Here is a 16,637-nt window from a genome sequence, read left to right as displayed (position 1 = left end):
GATGTTCACGTTTCCAGTGTCTCGGGCACCTGGCGGGCCAGGCCTGGGCGGGCGGTGCCGAGCACGACGGGTGAAGGCTCGTCCCCCGAGGTCGGAGGACGGGTTTCACTCGTGATGACATGCAAGTGAGGAACGGCCCCCCGGGGACAGCCGGAGGCCCTGTCGAGGCTCTGGAGGTACAGAGGGGTTACGGAGCCGACACGGACTGCACCACCAGGGCCGGGTCCGCGAGGATCTGCTCCTCGGTGAAGCGGATGTCGCGCCACTGCTTCCCGGAGAAGAGCTCCGTCTGGTCCGAGTAGTAGGGCGAGGCGGGATTGGACGACTGGCCGTAGGTCATCAAGGCTCGCGCCTGCACGCCGGTGTCGGTGAACTCCAGGGCCATGAGGAAGCTGGACCCGGAGGTGATGACGTAGCCGTCCGACGTCAGGCCCGTCTCGCCATTGAGCAGCCTGGCCCGCGCGGGCGGCACGTCGATGAGCGTGGACTGGATGGTGCCGTAGTTGACGACGTTCGCCACGCCGTCGCGGTTGTGGCCACCGTGGATGGGTATGCGCAGGCCGCGGCGCGGCGTGAACTGCACGGTGCCCAACGGCGCGTCCAGGGAGATGTTCGAGGACGTCAGCAGCGTCACCGCCTGCGCGAGCTTGACGAGCATCGGGTCCTCACCCTGCGCGGGGGCGGGCGTGAGGGTGCCAGGCGTGGTGAAGGGCGCGTTGACGTCGAAGGCCGTGTCGAAGAGCGTGCCCTTGTTCAGCAACTGGTTCACCAGATAGGTCCCGATGAACTCGCGCCAGAGCACCGCGCCCACGCTGTCCACGTCGAAGCGGCCGTTCCAGGCGGCGAGGATGGCGCAGGCCCGGGTGAGGTCCACGCTCCTGCCCTGGTAGGTCGCGGTGGGCGTGGCCTGGCAGCGCTCCACCACTCCGGGCCGCAGCATCTCCGCCACGAGGCCGCGGTTGCTGAGGATGGCGGCCTGGAGCTCGTCGAGCGTGAATTTCCAATCCGCGCCGGAGGCCCCTTCCGCCGTCTGCTCGGTCAACATCACCAGGTTCATGCGCGAGCGCGGCTGCTGGCTGCGGCGCGTGGGACCGTGCAGGGGGGACAGGTCCGGCAGGGGCTCCGCCGGATTGGTGAGCCAGTAGCTGTCGTTGGCGTTGAAGACGAAGTCACGCCGCGCGAGCTGAGGCACGCGGGCGAAAGGGATGAGTCCCGGGCTGCGTCCGCCGGGAGTGGCCACCCACTCGTTGACGGAGGTGCTGCCGTCGAGCAGCACGAGGTTGAGGTTGCGCAGGAACAAGGTCGCCTGCGGGTCCGCGCCCGAGCTGGCCGTGCGCCAGGCGTCGATCGCCGCGCTGCTCAGGTCGGGCGTGGCCGCGGCGTCCGCGTACCAGGTGTTGCCGTCACGGTCCGCCGCCAGGGTGTTGACCCAGGGGATGCCTTGGATGGTGGCGAAGGCCTCCTTGAACTCCTGGAGGTTGCGCGCGCGGTTCATCGCGTGGAACTGGGCCAGCAGCGTGGAGTTCTCCAGGTTGGCGTCGCGATAGGTGAAGGCGACCGTGGAGGTCCAGTCCGTGGCGCCGGGGATGGCGAGCATGGGGCCGACGTGGCTGCTGTAGAGCGTGCGCTTCACGTTGGTGAGCGAACCCTCCGGCAGGCGCACGAGGATGGTGTGTTCCCGCGCCGTCATCTGCCGCTCCTGCCCGTCATACAGGTAGTGGGTCGGCTTGCCGGGCACGAGCTTCAGCCGGTACAGCGTCATCCGCTGGCCGGCCGACACCGTGTGTGTCCAGGCGACGTTTTCGTTGAAGCCGATGAGCACCCCTGGCACGCCCAGCAGGCTCGCGCCGTAGACGTTCATCACGCCCGGCACGGTGAGGTGGCTCTCCCAGAGCCGCAGCTCGCCCTGCCAGGGAAAGTGGGGGTTGGCCACGAGCATGCCGCGGCCCCGTTGTGAGCGATCGGCGCCAATGGCCCAGCCGTTGCTCCCCGTTTCGTGATCGCGCAGCTCCTTGAAGGCCTCCGGCGACGGCACGGTGATGCGCATGCCGCCCGTGGTCGTGGGCGGCTGGGCATTGGTGACCGCGGCGACGAACTGGTAGCTGCTCATGAGCAGCGCCAGGCTGACGTGGTAGGCCATCAGGTCCACGTCGCTGATGGGCCTCACCCACGCGGCGTTGACGCAGCCAGGGGGCAGTCCGGCGGGGCCCACCTCCTCGAGGTAGCGGTTGTAGCCCGCGACGTAACCCTCGATCATCGACTTCACGTCCACCGGCAACCTGGGGAGCGCCTCCCGCGCGCGGCCGTAGACGTCCAGCGCGAGGTAGCCGAAGTCACTGGCCACGTTGGCATTGCCAGCGCCCGCGCCCAGGAACCGGGCCCGCTCGCTGCGAACCTTGAGGACTTGATCCGCCAGGGCGCAGACGTGCTCCTGGGCAAAGGCATAGCCCTGGCCGAAGGCCGCGCTGCCCAGGTCCCTGGCGGTGATGTGGGGAATCCCGTGGCGGGTGAGCCGGATCGTGGCCTCGTAGCCCGGCGCGGCGATGGGAGGCGGCTCCGGGACCGTGTCTTCACCACAGGCGGCCAGGGTGAAGATCGCGAGGGTCGCGAGCACGCAGCGCAAGAATGGGCCGCGAAACGAGTAGTTCATGAATGACAAGGGAGACCTGGAAGACCGGTGGTTGAAGTCAGCCATGCAGACTATGGAAACATGGCTCAAATGGTCAAACCGGCAATATGCTTCCTTCGACCACGAGTCCGTCCGGACCTGAAACACGCGCTCATGTCAAAAGCAGGTGTCCGGACAGCACGTCGCGCGGCGGTGTGCTAGGCCACCCGCGCTTCGTTCCGGGGCCGCGCGTCGTTGGCCTGGGACGCGGGCGCCCAGAGCTCCTCCGGGGGCTCGCCGAAACAGTCCGGCACGACGTGGATGCCGTAGACGCACTCGTGGCGGTGGGTGCCCAGCTCGAGCAGCCGCTCGCAGCGCGGTGAATCGAAGTCCACGTCGTACAAGGCGGCCGGCCGCTGGCTGCCCACGAGGAAGCGGTTTCCCCCCAGGGGCGCGAGACCGCGGACGAAGGGTGGATCTCCGGGGATGGCCACCTGCCGCTTCCAGCTCCCATCCACCGCCTGCTGCACGACCTGGTTGTTGTGGGTGTCGTTGTAGACGAGCGTGTCCCGGTGCCGCAGCAGGTTGTGGTTGGGGCGCAGGATGCCGTCCTGGCGGGCGACGACGCGCGCGGGCCCCTGGTCCGGCAACAGCACGCCGACCCAGGAGGAGGCCGTGAAGCTCGAGGCCAGGAAGCGCAGGTCGAACGCGCTCGAGGCCCTCGTCTTTCGCGTCCCGCGCCCCAGCCGCCGCAGGAGCGCGTCGGGAAGGTCCGTCAGCGCCTGGAGGCGTCGTGAGAGCCGGGACGGGACGAAGCCGAAGGACACGAGCAGCCCCTCGGGGCAGCGTGCCACGCCATTCACATGGACGAAGTCGAAGAAGGCGGGGAGCCGGCGCGGGTCCCGGTAATCGTCGCTCAGCGCTCCGCCGAGCGCGTCCGCCAGCTTCAGCTCCCGGGCCAGCGCGGGGTCCTCCCGCCAGCTCCACGCGCGCAGCACGGCGCCGTCCCAGCCCAGCTTCATCACCATGTCCGATGCGCTGGCCGTCACCCAGACGCCATCCGGTTCGACCAGGAGGTCATGCACCTGGCCGAGGAGGGGATGGCTCAGCTCGCCCACCTGCCTCCACTCGCGATTGAAGACGAAGAGGCGATCCGTCACCGCCACCACGATGCGCTCACCGTCGCCGCTGATGCCGCGACCGCCCCTGAGCCCTCCGCGCGGGTTGGGGTCGTACGCGCGAAAGGGACTCTCCGGAATGGGCCAGTCCGCCAGGACGCGCCGCTCCTTCAGGCTGACCAGTCGCACGGAGCCGCTGCGCTCACCGGGCTCGGTGATTCGGATGATGCTGCTGACCAGGAGGCGGGTGTCATTCATGGAGGGAGCTTCATCGAGGCCTGTTTATACATAATCAGGAAATGTTTACATTCGTGATTAATCGCGATTCCTTGACCTCGCGGTATACCGCATGAAACCATCCAAGACACTCTCGGACGCCGGCAGGGTGTCGTGAGTGCCCCTCCCTCCGAAGAAAGGCAGGCCCGCGTGAACCCCGGGGTTGAGCTGTCCCATCAGGTGTCGTCGCTTGCCACGCGCTTCCAGGGCTTCTTGAGGATGGAGCCCTCCGCCGCGAACGCGGGCATCCTCGTGTGGCTCCAGGAGGTGGAGAGCCTGGGGGCGATGCTGACGAACGGGGCGGCGGCGCGGCTGGGGCCTCATGCCGCGTCGGTGGACAACCTGCGGAGCTCCGTGCACGCCGCGCTCGCGCGGCTGCTGGACTTCAAGTGGGCCTCCCCGGAGGTCAAGGCGGCGGCGCGCGGGTACATGGAGCGCAACCCGGCGCTGCGGCAGGTGGGCCGCTACCGCTTCTCCACGGACTGGATGTCCAAGTGCGAAGCCGAGTGGCGCGAGGTGCTCTCGCCGTTGATGGGGCAGCCTGGCGCGAGGGTGCTGGAGATTGGCAGCTTCGAGGGGCGCTCCGCCATCTGGCTCCTGGAGAACGTGCTCACGCACCCGACGTCGCGCATCACCTGCGTGGACCTGTTCGAGGGGAATGCCGCGCGCTTGTTCGACGAGAACATCGCCACGAGCGGCGCGGGCGAGCGCGTGGAGAAGCTGGCGGGCCTGTCCCATGTCGCCCTGCGCCGGCTTCCTCCCGAGCCCGTGTATGACTTCATCTACGTGGACGGCTCCCACGAGACGTACGACGTCCTGGAGGACGCCGTGCTGTGCTGGCGGCTGCTCAAGCCGGGTGGGGTGATGACCTTCGACGACTACGGCATGGCCGCCGCGCAGCTCGCGGACTTCCAGGACATCTCGCGCCCGGACCTGGGCATCGACGCGTTCCTCTCCGCCGCGGCCAGGCACCTCCAGGTGGTGCGCAAGGCCTTCCAGGTCACCGTGCGGAAGAACCCGGCCTGAGCCGCGCGCCCTGGGCCTCGGGCGCCTGGAGGAGGCGCTCGAGGGCGTCCGCGGCCGAGTTGTTCCGCTCGTTCTCATGGAAGCAGGCGCGCATGGCGGCCAGGGCCGCGCGCCACCGCGGCTCGCCCACCAGCGAGTCCAGCGATGCGAGCAGGTGCTCCAACTTCAGCGTCTTCGCGGGGCAGGAGATGCCCAGCCCCCGGTGCTCCACCGCGCGCCCCACGCCGGGCATGTCGAACACGAACGGCACCACGACCATGGGCACGCCGAAGTAGATGCACTCCTTCACCGTGTTGAAGCCGCCGTGCGTGACGACCGCGGTGGCGCGCTCCAGCAACTGGAGCAGGGGCGCGGAGTGGACGGCCACCACGTTGGGCTCCGCGTCGTAGGGCTTCGGGTCGTGGGCGGGCGTCACCGCGAAGACGAACTGCCACTGGGGCCTCGCCCGCGCCGCCGCGAACACGGTGTCGAGCACCTGCTGCTCCAGCGCTCGGCGGAAGGCGCCCTGGCTGCCCAGTGAGAAGAGGATGAGGGGCTTGTCGGCGGCGAGCCGCTCCCAGGGGAAGTCCATGGGGGCCCGGTCCAGGTCGATGCTGGGCCCCGCGTAGATGTAGTGCGACTCCACGTAGCCATCGGGCTCGGCGAACTCACGCGGGGCGAGGACCAGCTCTGGCAGCCGGGGCGCGAGCAGGCGCTCGGGCTCCGTCGCGAGCGCCTCCACCGGATAGCCGTAGCGGCGTGCGATGCGCGCGCTGCGCTCGTTCATCCGGGGCGCGATGCCCAGCGCCCCCATCACCCCGAGCAACGCCCGGACTGCGTGGGCGCGCAGCCTGCGGGAGGGCTCCGTGGGTGGCCGGGACAGGAAGGGGTGGATGAACTCGCGGGGCACGGAGGTGTTGAAGAAGACCGCTGGGACTCCATGGCCATGGGCCACCAGCGCCGTGTACGGAAGGAGGGTGTCGCAGACCACCAGGTCCGGTCGCACGCGCTCGAAGACTCCGTCGAGCGCGCCCTCCGCGATGGCCAGCAGCGCGGCGTCGACCCGGCGGGTGAGCGCGCGGAGCTGGCGCACGTGCCCCAGGAACCCGGAGGCCTGGAAGGGGTCGAAGCTGCCCTTGGGCAGTTGCTCCTCGAGCACGGGGATGAACTCGCCCCCGCGACGGGTCACCAGCTCCTGGCAGTCCAGGGGGCCCGCGTAGACCACTCGGTGGCCTCGCTGGCCCAGTGCCCGGGCGAGCTTCAGGGTGGGATTGATATGGCCATGGCCAGCGAAGGGCGCGAGGAGGATGGTCGCCATGAGGGGAGTCAGTCCTTGATGGCGGGGGTGCTCGCGAGGGCCGTTTCCGAGGCCTCGCGGAACCGCTCGAAGACGGCCTTCGCGCGCCGCAGCCGGCCCATCCAGTCGGCCGTGGGGTGCAAGTCGAGCCGGGCGAAGAACGCATCGAAGCGCGCCTGGAACACCGGCCTCTCGTCGCCCGGGGCGTCTTTCTGGATCACCATCAGCGCGAGGAAATAGAGGCCGAAGAACCAGAACGCGGCCTCCCGGTGCCGCCCGGCATCGATCATCTCCTGGGTTCCCTCCAGGTAGGCGCGCCTCAGGTGCGCGCGAAGCTTGAAGCCGTACGGGATGTCGCCCCGCTTCACTTCAATCGCGCGGTCAAAGGCCCTCATGAAGTCCGCGTGGAAGTGCTCCACTTCCGCTTTCGACAGGCTCGCGCTGCCCAGCAGCTCCAGCGATTCCTCGTGCAGGGCCCCGAGCCCCTGCCGCTCCAGCAACTCCCCCGAGAGGACGAAGCATTGGCGCACCGTGATGGGGCGCAGGTGTGACAGCGCCACGAGCCCCGACAGGTAGACCAGGGCGGCGTGGTAGTGCATGAGCATCAGCGGATACATCCCCGCCGCGCGGGCCTGGGTGGCCTGCTCCAGGTGCGTCAGGAAGGTGCGCTGGTGGGCCTCGCACCGGGCACGCACCCAGGGGCGTCGAGGGAACTCCACGGCGACGCGCTCGTGCAGCTTCTGGAAGGCGCCGGTCGGGTCCGACAGGATGACCCCCGCCGCGAGGTTGTCCGCGTGCTCCGGGGTCGCGACGATATCCTCGGCGCGCTGGAAGAGCTTCGCGTCCAGGCAGCCGCACTCCACGATGACCTCCTGGTGCACGAACTCCAGGGGTGGCATCCGGACCTCGTTCGCGTCCGTCGTGGCGATGACGATATCGACGTCACGCCACGGCGCGAAGGGCGCGTCCAGCGGCATGCGCGTCGAACTCCCCGCGACATAGGCGCCCAGGAAGCCTGGGATCCGGCTGCCTTCCGTATCGACCCAGTGCTTCGTCCGCTGGAGGGCTTCCCGTACGTTCATGGTGTCCTCGAGTGCGGGCCGGCGGCTCACGACATCCGCAGGATGCGCGCCACCTGCAGCGCGCGCGCGGGATCTCCGTTGACGGAGATCTTTCCCTGGCCAAACAGCGACTGGGCCTCGTTGGGGTCGTTGTAGAGCCGCTGGAAGTCGCTCTCCGAGAGCTCGAGCACCACGTCCGGGGTCTTCTGACGGCCCTCGAAGAGGGTCGGCTGCTGGCGCGACAGGTCCATGGTGAAGGTCCGCACGCCGCTCAGGCGCAGCTCGAACACCCCGCCGATCCGCTTCGCCTCCTCGACGTTGCGCTCCAGCGCGGGCTTGATGCGCTCCAGCAGCAGCTTGTCCAGGGGCAGGTCCACGGACGTCCGCGTCGCCACCTTGAAGAAGATGCGGTCCTCCAGCACCAGCGCGTCCAGCGCGCAGCTGAGGAAGAACCGGATGGCCTCCTCGGGCGTCTCCACGATGGGCATGCCCTTGCGGTTGAAGGAGGTATTGAGCAGCACGGAGATGCCGGTGACCTCCTTGAACTGCTTCAGCAGCCGGTAGTACGCGGGGGACACGTCCTCCGTCACGGTCTGGATGCGCGCCGAGAAGTCCTGGTGCACGACGCTGGGGATGCGCGAGCGCCACTCCGGACGCACCGGCGCCACCATGACCATGTACGGGCTCTCGTAGTCGCAGTCGAAGTAGGTGGAGCAGTCCTCGCGCAGCACCGACGGCGCGAAGGGACGGAAGTCCTCACGGAACTTCACCTTGCTGTTGATGAAGTCGCGCATGTGCGGCAGGCGCGGGTCCGCCAGGATGCTGCGGTGGCCGAGCGCCCGCGGACCGAGCTCCGAGCCCCCCTGGAACCAACCCACCACCTTGCCGTCCGCGAGCAGCTCCGCGGTGCGCCGGTACACGTCCTGCGCCGGCTCCTCCTTCAGCAGGTCGTCGTGGTTCTTGAGGGCCGCGTCCACCTCGTCGCGGCGGTAGTGCCGGCCGAACGCCGAGGAGCCCGTGGCCTTCACCCGCTCGCGCTTGAGCACCTCCTGCCAGCCGTAATACGCGCAGCCCACCGCCAGCCCGTTGTCACCCGCCGCCGGCTGGATGAACATGTTCTTGAAGCGCGACTGCGTGCGGATGACGCGGTTGGCCACCGCGTTGAGCGCCACGCCTCCCGCGTAGACGAGGTTGTCCGACGGCGCCTGCTCGTAGCGGTGGTTCACGACGTAGAGCAGGGCCCGCTCCACCTCACGCTGCAGCCACCACGCGAAGTCCGCGTGTGCCTGGAAGCCCTCCTTGAAGTCCGTCTTGTTGCGCGCCGGCCGCGTGAAGCGCTCCATCCAGTCGTAGCGCACGAAGACGCGACCGTCCTTCAGGTCGAAGATGGGGAAGTCGTGCTGGTTCGGGCGGCCAAACGGCGCAAGCCCCATCAGCTTCCCCGGGTCCTCGAAGCCCGCGAACACGTACACGCTCGCAGCCAGGTACATGCCTCCAATGGAGTGCATCGTGAAGTTGGGACGCATGGGGTACTGCTTGATGCCCATGCCGGCCTCGGAGAAGTCCTTGTAGACCGGGCGCATCCGGCCCTGCTCGTAGTGGTAATAGCTGTCCTTCTCGAAGTAGAGGTGCTCCAGCTCCTTGGCGGGCGTCACGCCCAGGGTGCACCCTTCACGGTCCAGGCAGTCATCGAAGGAATTGCCGCTGCCATCGATGATGAGCACCGAGGCTTCGTCGAACGGCGACGCGCAGATGGCGCTGAAGGCGTGCGCCAGGTGGTGGGAGATGGTGACGAGGGGGACGTTGGTTCCCTTCACCACCCGAGGCCCCTGGAACCAGTCGTCCGCCCCCACCAGCATGCCGAAGTTGTCGTTCTGCACGACCACGGCCACGTCGTCGATGGTGATGCCCTCGGCCTGCAGGCAGTAGCTCACCGCGTCCGAGTCGTTGCCACCGTCGTGCTTGCGCCGGGTGATGCGCTCCTTCTCGATGGCCACACAGATGCGCCCATCCTTGATGAGGCACGCCGAGCCGTCGTGAGAGAGACCCGTACCAAGGACGTAGGTGGACTTGACGTTTCGAGCCATTACTGGATTCTCCGTTTAATGCGCGCTGACGACTCAGTCGCACTGTATTGAAAAACCCGCCTAAGATGAAAGAGTCCCGCGTTCAGGCTGGCGATGACCTCAAGAACCTCGATGACCCCATCGTCATCGGTGGCGGCTCCGCGCCGCCCGATTGACGTCCGTGGAGAATCGCGAGCTCGGGCACCCTGAGGCGCTCCCGTCACCGCCAATAACATCCACAATCCGTCGCGCGTGGAGGCTGGGTTGCGTCTGGCTTTCTCGATGGGTTTATGTACGGCCCGTTTTACGGGTCCGTTCAGATGAACTGGTCTTCCTGGAGATTTGCTCGGGGGCTCGAACCGCTGCTCCAACGCCTGCCCGTGTGATGGTCGCCGCACGTGCGGTTCCTCTGGCTGGTGCCAGGGGAGCGCGCGCCAGGTCCAGCGCACGGGGGGCTGGACGGCACACGGCAGGCGCCCAGCCCTTCGCTGGTTCGGCATCCAGCCCTGGAGGGCTGGAGGATGCTGACTGCTGAACAGTCCGGGGTCGTCGAACGGCGTTTCGGGGTGGCGGGTCGCCCGAGCCAACCGCAGGTTGCGCGCTGTGCCGTCGCGTGCACACCTCCTGGCTCAGGCCTCCCTCGCCTGGGTCTTCACGTTCCCCGGAATTCCCGAATGAGTCCGCCGCAGAACTTCGACACCGGCATCCCCAGCCTCAACGTGCTCCTGGCGGGTGGGTTGCCTCCTCGCCAGTCCATCATCGTCACCGGGACGCCCGGCAGCGGCAAGACGGTGCTGTGCAGCCAGGTGGCCTTCGCGGCCGCGTCGCGGGGCATCCCCGTCGTGGTGGTCACCGTCACTTCCGAGCCTCATGACAAGCTGGTGGATGCGCTGTCCGGCTTCGCCTTCCACAAGCCCGAGGTGCTGGGCGACAATCTGTTCCTCATCAGCGCCTACTCGGCGTTGAAGCGGGGCGCCAAGGAAGCCAGGGACCTGCTCCTCCAGACGGTGCGAGAGCGCGGCGCCCGCCTGCTCTTCATCGACGGCCTGCGCTCCATCCGCGACCTGTGGCAGGACGAGGCGCGGTTGCGCGAGTTCCTCTACGAGCTGGGGCTCGGTTTGGCGGCGCTCAACTGCATTGGCATCTTCACCACGGAGTATCCGCTCCAGCGACTGATGGAACTGCCGGAGGCCACCACCATGGATGGCATCGTGGCGGTGTCCGTCCGGAGCCAGGGCGCGCTCCGCATGCGCCGGGTGGAGGTGGTGAAGCTGCGCGGTCGTCCACACCTGCTGGGCGAGCACGTCATGCGCATCACCATGCAGGGCGTGGACTTCCTGCCTCGTCTGGAGGCGACGCTGCCTGCCGTGCCGGAGGCTCCTCTGGACCTCGAACGCAGGGGCTTCGGGCTTCCGGAGCTGGACACCTTGATGTACGGCGGCTTTCCGTCCAACAGCGCCACGTTGATCGCCGGGAGCATGGGCATCGGCAAGACGCTGATGGCGTCGTACTTCGCGCTGGACGGCGCTCGCCGTGGAGAGAAGTCGCTCTTCGTCTCGTTCTTCGACTCACCCGAGCGCGTGCTCGCCCGCGCGCTGCGGGTGGGGCTGGACATGCGGCCCGCGTACGAGTCCGGGATGCTGGAGATCATCAACGAGCTGCCCGCGGAAGCCGAGGCAGACGTCCTTGTCCGCCGCATCCTCCAGCGCATCGAGGAGCGGGGCGTGAAGCGCGTCGTCCTGGATGGGCTGGCGGAGCTGGAGCAATCCATCATGGAGGGCGAGCGACGCCGCGCCTTCCTGGCGTCCCTGGCGCTGCGCCTGCGGCAACTGGGGGTGACGTCGTTGTTCACCCGCGAGGTCTCCAAGGTCGTGGGCACCGAGCTGGATTTCAGCGATTCGCCCGTGGCCATGCTGGCGGAGAACGTGCTGCTCCTGCGCTTCGTGGAGCTGCACGGCCGCCTGCACCGGATCCTCTCCATCCTGAAGATGCGCGACAGCAAGTACGACAGCACCGTGCGCGAGTTCGAGGTGGCCGATACGGGCCTGCGGGTGCTCGCCCCCATGCGTTCCTCTCAGGGATTGCTCACGGGTCAGGCCCGTCCGGTGGGAACCACCATCGGTGGGAGCACGACATGAGCCTGATCCTCATCGCCGAGGACGAAGAGGCGCTCCTGGAAGTGTTCTCCGAGGTGCTGGAGGACCTGGGCCACCGCGTCGTGCGAGCCAGCAATGGCGAGGAGGCCCTGATGCTCGCGCGCACGGAGCCTCCGGACCTGGTCATCAGCGACCACATGATGCCCCGGCGCACGGGGATGCAGTTGTTCTATGCGATGCGCTCGGAGCCAGCCCTGGCGCATGTGCCTTTCGTGCTCCTCAGCGCGGCGCGCCCAACCGGTCGCGAAGAGGCGGAGACGTTCCTGGCCAAGCCGGTGGACCTGGCCACCTTCGAGAAGACCGTCAGCGCCGCGCTGGCCCGTCACGAACGGGCCATTCCGGACACACCTCCGCCTTCGCGCGATTCCGCCACCTCCTTGGGAGCGGCGCGCGAGGAGATGCTCAACTGGGTCGCACATGAGCTGAAGACGCCGCTGAGCTCCGCGCGCCTCAACGTCCAGCTCCTGCTTCGCAAGCTGCTCAAGCGTGGCGCCCCCGAAGACGAGCAACGCTCCGCGGAGTCGGTGATGCGCCAGCTCGACCAGATGAACGGGTTGGTGACCTCCATCCTGGACGCCTCGCGACTGGTGGATGGGAAGCTGGAGCTCCAGCGCGTGCCCGCGCCCCTGGTTCCCTTCCTCCAGGAAGTCGTCCAGGACTGGTCCGAGGCCCAGCCAGAGGTGACCTTCCGGCTGGAGGCGCAAGAGCCTCCGGAGCAGGTGTTCTTCGACGCGGAACGGACGCGGCAGATCCTCAACAACCTGCTGTCCAATGCGGTGAAGTATCGCGGCGCCTCTCGCGAGGTGGACATCCGGACGGCGTTGGATCCAGGCGCGGTCCTCATCCATGTGCGAGACAAGGGCGTGGGAATCCCGGCCGCCTCGCTGCCCCACGTCTTCGACCGCTTCCGGAGAGCGGACAGCCAACAGGGGAGGGGCCATGGACTGGGCTTGTTCATCGCCTCGTCGCTCGCCCGGCTTCACGGTGGCTCGCTGGCCGCCCGCTCCCAGATGGGCGAAGGCTCCACCTTCACCCTCCGACTGCCCCTCCGCTCCTGAAGAAGGGGGCCGGGACGCGCTCCCGGCCCCTCTCTCGAAGGCTACTGCTGACGGCCTTCGATGGCGCACATCAGGACCGCCGCGGCGATGCCGAGCCGCCGGTCGAGCAGGTTCCGGTCGTCCATCGAGAAGTCCAGGTCGATCTTCTGGATGAACGGGTTGAACCGCTGGTGGAAGGCGAGGACCTTCGTCTCGCCCAGCTTCCCGGAGAAGGACTGCGGCACCAGGTTGGTGAGGAAGCGGCGCACCAGCGCCAGCATCATGCTGTCCTCTTCAATCTTCCCCGTCTCCTGGTCGTTCGCGTCCAGCACCAGCCACTGGTCTCGGAGGATGGAGCGCAGGCCCTTGCGGCGCAGCGCGCCCACGCGCTCTCCCGTGGCGGCGTCCGTCACGTCGTACGTCATGCCGAAGTCGAGGATGCCGCGCGCCTTGATGGTGAGCAGCTCCTCACGCATCTCCTCATCTCCGTAGATGCGCAGGTCCTCCTTCAGCTTGAAGGCCTTCATCTTCGAGTAGAACGCAAGGTTGCCCACCTCGTCGTAGATGTGGAAGGCGCCGCCGAACAGCTTGAAGAACTTCCGGCGAATCATGTAGCGCGTCTGACCAAAGCGGCCAGCGGCCAGGGAGCTGGGGGAACGGGTCTGGAGTGCGGATGACATGGCCCCCCCATAGCAAAATCCGCGTCCCGCAGCCGCCCCAAGGGACCGCCGGTTCCGTGGGCCGGGTCGCGCTCTCCCTGCCAGACTCGGATATGCTCGGGTTGTTACCAGCCCGTGATACAGCGGGGCTTGGATACTCGCCCGTTCAGACGGAGGCATGCTCTTGATCACCTCGATTCCTCGCCGGGTCGTCACCACGACCCAGACGGATGCCACGAAGCCTCTGGCGCCTGAAGCACCGGTGACGCCCCCGGCCCCCGCGCCCTATTTCCAGGACGGCCTGGAGGCTGCCCGGCCCAGCCCCGTGAATCTCACCGGCCTGGGGACGAAGTCGGCGGTCGCGGAGCCCGCGAGCGTGGTGGCCGCTCCGCCTTCCTCGAGCGGCTCGGCGCCCGTCGGTCCGGAGCTGCTGCACCTCGATGCGGGCTGGACGCCCCAGGGCCAGGGCTACGACGCCAAACGCGATGAAGTGCTCACGACGTACTACTCCGACGAGCACGACGTGCTGCTGTCCGTGCAGGACAAGGGCTCGGGCAGCGAGTCGCTCCAGGTGCAGCTCGGTGGGCTCGACCCCAAGCACCCCGAAGAGGGAAAGCCCACGCATGGCGGTGGTGTCTCGACCGACGGCGAGTTCGTCTACGTCTCCGACACCCGGGGCATCTACGTCTACACGCGCGAGGAGCTCGAGCGCGCGGCGAAGACGGGGACCGTGGCCCAGGCCTCCCAGGTGATGGAGGTCCCATTCCCCGAGGGAGTGAAGGACCCGGCCACTGGCATGGACCTGGTCTCCGCTGGCAGCTACATGACGGTGAAGGACGGCTACGCGTACATCGGCAGCTACAGCAAGGACGGCGATGGCAAGGCGGGCGCTGTCTGGCGTTACAAGCTCGACGAGGAGACCGGCTCCCTCATCGAGGACTCACGCCAGGGACCCATCCGCGCGCCGGACCGCGCCCAGGGCATGACGGTGGTCGACGGCGCCCTGCTGTTCACCACGGGCGACCAGAAGCTCATCTACCAGCCGTTCGAGGCCAGCGCGGACTCCTTCACGGCGAACATCGATAACCGGGTGGATATCAGCAATGGGCTCATCGACCCCTACGCCCAGGGCGTGAACATCATCGATGGCGAGCTGTGGGTGACGTACGAGAGCGGCTCCGAGAAGTATCGCGACAAGCTCAACCCCAAGTACGAGCCCCGCGAACACATCCAGCGAATCCCGCTGGAGGACCTGGACCTCGCCGCGGCCTGCGTCACTCCGGAGCAGCTCGAAGGCTGAGCCTGCTCAGGCTCCCGTGGCGGGGTGCGACGCGCCACGGGAGTCGGCGCACCCTCCAGGTCAGGGTGTCTTTCGCATCCGGTTCTTTTGAGGGCTGCCCGCCGCCATGGCCTTCGTCACGCGGGAATAGGCAGACACGTAGGGCTGAAGGACGGTGCGCGGCCAGCGCCCTGGAATCCACAGGTAGCTGAAGAGCGGATGTCTTCGCGCGCCTCTCCGCCGCTTCGTCTCGTAGGCGCTGGGCCCGAGCCAGAGCTTCCGGGCGCCCAACTCGTAGGCCCGGCGCAGCGGCTCATAGAAGCCAAGGTTGAAGTACAGCGGTGTCTCCGATGCACCCGCCTCGGCGCGACCGACGCGGTAGAACCACACCTCGTCGTGCTTTTGCAGCAGCAGGGAGAACCCGATGGGCTCTCCGCCCTGGTATCCCACCAGGGCCTCGGCCTCGGGTGAGACGTGCTGCTCGATGGCGGACCAGAACGCGGGCGGGTGGCGGATGTGCTCGCTGCCGTACTTCGAATACGTCACCTCGTAGAACCGCTCGAGCAACTCGCCCATCTCACCCATGCGCGAGACACGCTCGAAGCTCACGCCCGCGTCTCGGACGTGCGCCATCTCCTTCTTGAGGAACCTCCGCGCGTCGCTCTTGAACTGGCCCAGATAGGCGTCGAGGCTCTCACCCGGCGGCACGTCGATGACGTTGTCGTCGTAGATGAAGACCTCCTGGAAGGACGCTGAGTTGAGCGCCTCTCGCAGCGCCGCATCGTCTCCATCCACTCCGTAGAAGTAGAGGGGGAGTCGCTCACTCGTCGCCAGCTCCCGCAGCCCCTGGAGGATGAGCTCGCGAGCCTGGCGCGCGAGCTCGGGTGACTGGGGCGAGCAGATGATGCCGCTGCGCATGCTGAGGGGGCTGGTGACGAACACGCCTCCGTCGATGCCAGCCCCCGTGAGCCGCGCCAGCGAGTGGTAGAGGTCCGCCACCGTGACGGCCACCCGGCTCAGCCCCCCCGCGTTGGCGAAGCCTTTCTTCCAACTGCTGAAGAAGAACTTCTCCAGCGCGTAGGGGGTGTAGATGTTCTGGCTGCGGGTGATGAAACACGGCGCCAGCGCGACGGGGACCTCGCCCTGGCTGACAATGGCATAGCGAAGCGACAGCTCGCCCCGGACCATGAAGGGGAGGTCGACCGCGTCCAGCATCCTGAGCCAGCGCCGGCCGAAGAACACACTCGACTCGGACGTGAGGACGTCCAGCGCCTCATCACTCAGGTGGCGGACGGAGTCATGAAACTTCAGGGTCAGCGTCATGGCCGGAGGGCTTCGGGTGCCAGGATGATTCCGCTCAGCCGTTGAGGAGCTGGACGGGCGGGTTTCGCTTGGGAGAAGCGATGTAGCGCGCGAGGTTGGGGCGCTGTCTCATCCGCTCGAAAAACGAGCGCAGGCGCGGGTAGCTGTTCTCCAGCACCTCCATGAGCCCGTTGTCGACGAGCAGCTCCAGGAAGCCGAAGACGCTGGTGTCCGCCACGCTCACCGCGGTGCCGACGAAGAAGCCCTCGCCGCTGCCGTTGTTCCCAATCACCCGCTCGAAGTGGCCGAGCCACTGGGGCAGCTCCTCGCCCAGGATGATGGGGAGCTGCTCGGACAGGTCGTCCGGGCTGAGCGACGTCAGGCTGCGCGCGCGCGCCGTCACTTCCTCGACGCCTTCGATGATCATGTCGCAGGCGGCGCTCTCACGCGGGTTCGCGCCATAGAGGCCCCGGGTGCGCGCGACGTGACGCAGGATGGCCAGGCTCTGCACGACACGGAAGCCGTCCGGCTCCTCCCACAAGGGCACCTTGTCGAAGGCCAGCTTTCCGGCGCGCTTCAGCTCCTCGAAGGGAGGCGTCTTCTCCTTCGCCTTCACGTCGAACTTGCCCAGGTCGATGTCCTCGTACTCCGTGCCGGACTCGGCGAGCACCAGGCGGATCTTCTCCGCGACACCTCGACCCGTGAAATACGAAAGACGCGGCAATGATGATGATTGATCGCTCATACAGGGAACGCCGTTGAGAGGGACGGGC

General features: G+C 67.7%; 13 protein-coding genes. 5 read left to right on the top strand and 8 right to left on the bottom strand.

What is annotated here, in order from left to right; genetic code table 11:
- Positions 1-187: 187 nt before the first annotated feature.
- Positions 188-2,650, bottom strand: coding sequence for an acylase (locus tag HUA75_RS34420; protein ID WP_254627906.1), 2,463 nt, complete (start codon positions 2,648-2,650; stop codon positions 188-190).
- A gap of 176 nt (positions 2,651-2,826) precedes the next feature.
- Complete coding sequence (locus tag HUA75_RS34415; protein ID WP_174488787.1) at positions 2,827-3,984, bottom strand: hypothetical protein; 1,158 nt, start codon at positions 3,982-3,984, stop codon at positions 2,827-2,829.
- Between the two features lie 168 nt (positions 3,985-4,152).
- Between HUA75_RS34415 and HUA75_RS34410 the strand changes: the two genes are divergently transcribed.
- Positions 4,153-5,028, top strand: a complete 876-nt coding sequence (locus tag HUA75_RS34410; RefSeq protein WP_371746256.1) for a class I SAM-dependent methyltransferase — start codon at positions 4,153-4,155, stop codon at positions 5,026-5,028.
- Here HUA75_RS34410 and HUA75_RS34405 read toward each other — a convergent pair.
- Genes HUA75_RS34405 through HUA75_RS34395 form a run of 3 tightly spaced genes read right to left on the bottom strand, consistent with a single transcriptional unit; the run spans position 5,003 to position 9,452 of the window.
- Complete coding sequence (locus HUA75_RS34405; protein WP_174488786.1) at positions 5,003-6,325, bottom strand: nucleotide disphospho-sugar-binding domain-containing protein; 1,323 nt, start codon at positions 6,323-6,325, stop codon at positions 5,003-5,005. The genes HUA75_RS34410 and HUA75_RS34405 overlap by 26 nt on opposite strands.
- A gap of 8 nt (positions 6,326-6,333) precedes the next feature.
- Positions 6,334-7,386, bottom strand: a complete 1,053-nt coding sequence (locus HUA75_RS34400) for a hypothetical protein (RefSeq protein ID WP_174488785.1) — start codon at positions 7,384-7,386, stop codon at positions 6,334-6,336.
- A gap of 26 nt (positions 7,387-7,412) precedes the next feature.
- Positions 7,413-9,452, bottom strand: a complete 2,040-nt coding sequence (locus HUA75_RS34395; RefSeq protein ID WP_174467722.1) for a carbamoyltransferase C-terminal domain-containing protein — start codon at positions 9,450-9,452, stop codon at positions 7,413-7,415.
- A gap of 321 nt (positions 9,453-9,773) precedes the next feature.
- Between HUA75_RS34395 and HUA75_RS48050 the strand changes: the two genes are divergently transcribed.
- The 3 genes from HUA75_RS48050 to HUA75_RS34385 all read left to right on the top strand — a co-directional run bounded on the left by HUA75_RS48050 (position 9,774) and on the right by HUA75_RS34385 (position 12,645).
- Complete coding sequence (locus HUA75_RS48050; protein WP_371746255.1) at positions 9,774-9,959, top strand: hypothetical protein; 186 nt, start codon at positions 9,774-9,776, stop codon at positions 9,957-9,959.
- A gap of 146 nt (positions 9,960-10,105) precedes the next feature.
- Positions 10,106-11,569 (top strand): ATPase domain-containing protein, encoded by a 1,464-nt coding sequence (locus HUA75_RS34390; RefSeq protein ID WP_174488784.1) that lies wholly within the window; start codon positions 10,106-10,108, stop codon positions 11,567-11,569.
- Complete coding sequence (locus HUA75_RS34385) at positions 11,566-12,645, top strand: hybrid sensor histidine kinase/response regulator (RefSeq protein ID WP_141640639.1); 1,080 nt, start codon at positions 11,566-11,568, stop codon at positions 12,643-12,645. Before HUA75_RS34390 ends, HUA75_RS34385 begins: the two co-directional genes overlap by 4 nt.
- A gap of 41 nt (positions 12,646-12,686) precedes the next feature.
- Here the strand turns inward: HUA75_RS34385 and HUA75_RS34380 are convergent, their stop codons facing one another.
- On the bottom strand, positions 12,687-13,304 hold the full coding sequence (locus HUA75_RS34380) for a hypothetical protein (protein WP_141640640.1): 618 nt from the start codon (positions 13,302-13,304) through the stop codon (positions 12,687-12,689).
- Between the two features lie 157 nt (positions 13,305-13,461).
- On the opposite strand from HUA75_RS34380, the gene HUA75_RS34375 reads away from it, so the two are divergent.
- Entirely contained in the window at positions 13,462-14,583 is a 1,122-nt protein-coding gene (locus tag HUA75_RS34375; RefSeq protein ID WP_254623954.1) for a hypothetical protein, read from the top strand.
- Positions 14,584-14,643: 60 nt separating this feature from the next.
- Here the strand turns inward: HUA75_RS34375 and HUA75_RS34370 are convergent, their stop codons facing one another.
- Both HUA75_RS34370 and HUA75_RS34365 read right to left on the bottom strand, forming a co-directional pair.
- Complete coding sequence (locus HUA75_RS34370; RefSeq protein WP_174477617.1) at positions 14,644-15,885, bottom strand: GNAT family N-acetyltransferase; 1,242 nt, start codon at positions 15,883-15,885, stop codon at positions 14,644-14,646.
- Between the two features lie 34 nt (positions 15,886-15,919).
- Positions 15,920-16,609: a glutathione S-transferase gene (locus HUA75_RS34365; protein ID WP_141640642.1), complete on the bottom strand. Its 690-nt coding sequence runs from the start codon at positions 16,607-16,609 to the stop codon at positions 15,920-15,922.
- Positions 16,610-16,637: the final 28 nt, after the last annotated feature.

Origin of the sequence: Myxococcus sp. CA040A (genome assembly GCF_013336725.1) — a bacterium.
Taxonomy (GTDB): Bacteria; Myxococcota; Myxococcia; order Myxococcales; family Myxococcaceae; genus Myxococcus; species Myxococcus llanfairpwllgwyngyllgogerychwyrndrobwllllantysiliogogogochensis.
The sequence above is the reverse complement of the archived record's forward strand: the minus strand, read 5'-3'. Positions and strand labels throughout refer to the sequence as shown.

Excerpts from the sequence above, each read along its gene's own strand:
- HUA75_RS34420 (WP_254627906.1), bottom strand. The coding sequence starts at position 2,650 with ATGAACTACTCGTTTCGCGGCCCATTCTTGCGCTGCGTGCTCGCGACC.
- HUA75_RS34415 (WP_174488787.1), bottom strand. The coding sequence starts at position 3,984 with ATGAATGACACCCGCCTCCTGGTCAGCAGCATCATCCGAATCACCGAG.
- HUA75_RS34405 (WP_174488786.1), bottom strand. The coding sequence starts at position 6,325 with ATGGCGACCATCCTCCTCGCGCCCTTCGCTGGCCATGGCCATATCAAT.
- HUA75_RS34400 (WP_174488785.1), bottom strand. The coding sequence starts at position 7,386 with ATGAACGTACGGGAAGCCCTCCAGCGGACGAAGCACTGGGTCGATACG.
- HUA75_RS34395 (WP_174467722.1), bottom strand. The coding sequence starts at position 9,452 with ATGGCTCGAAACGTCAAGTCCACCTACGTCCTTGGTACGGGTCTCTCT.
- HUA75_RS34390 (WP_174488784.1), top strand. The coding sequence starts at position 10,106 with ATGAGTCCGCCGCAGAACTTCGACACCGGCATCCCCAGCCTCAACGTG.
- HUA75_RS34385 (WP_141640639.1), top strand. The coding sequence starts at position 11,566 with ATGAGCCTGATCCTCATCGCCGAGGACGAAGAGGCGCTCCTGGAAGTG.
- HUA75_RS34380 (WP_141640640.1), bottom strand. The coding sequence starts at position 13,304 with ATGTCATCCGCACTCCAGACCCGTTCCCCCAGCTCCCTGGCCGCTGGC.
- HUA75_RS34375 (WP_254623954.1), top strand. The coding sequence starts at position 13,462 with ATGCTCTTGATCACCTCGATTCCTCGCCGGGTCGTCACCACGACCCAG.
- HUA75_RS34370 (WP_174477617.1), bottom strand. The coding sequence starts at position 15,885 with ATGACGCTGACCCTGAAGTTTCATGACTCCGTCCGCCACCTGAGTGAT.
- HUA75_RS34365 (WP_141640642.1), bottom strand. The coding sequence starts at position 16,609 with ATGAGCGATCAATCATCATCATTGCCGCGTCTTTCGTATTTCACGGGT.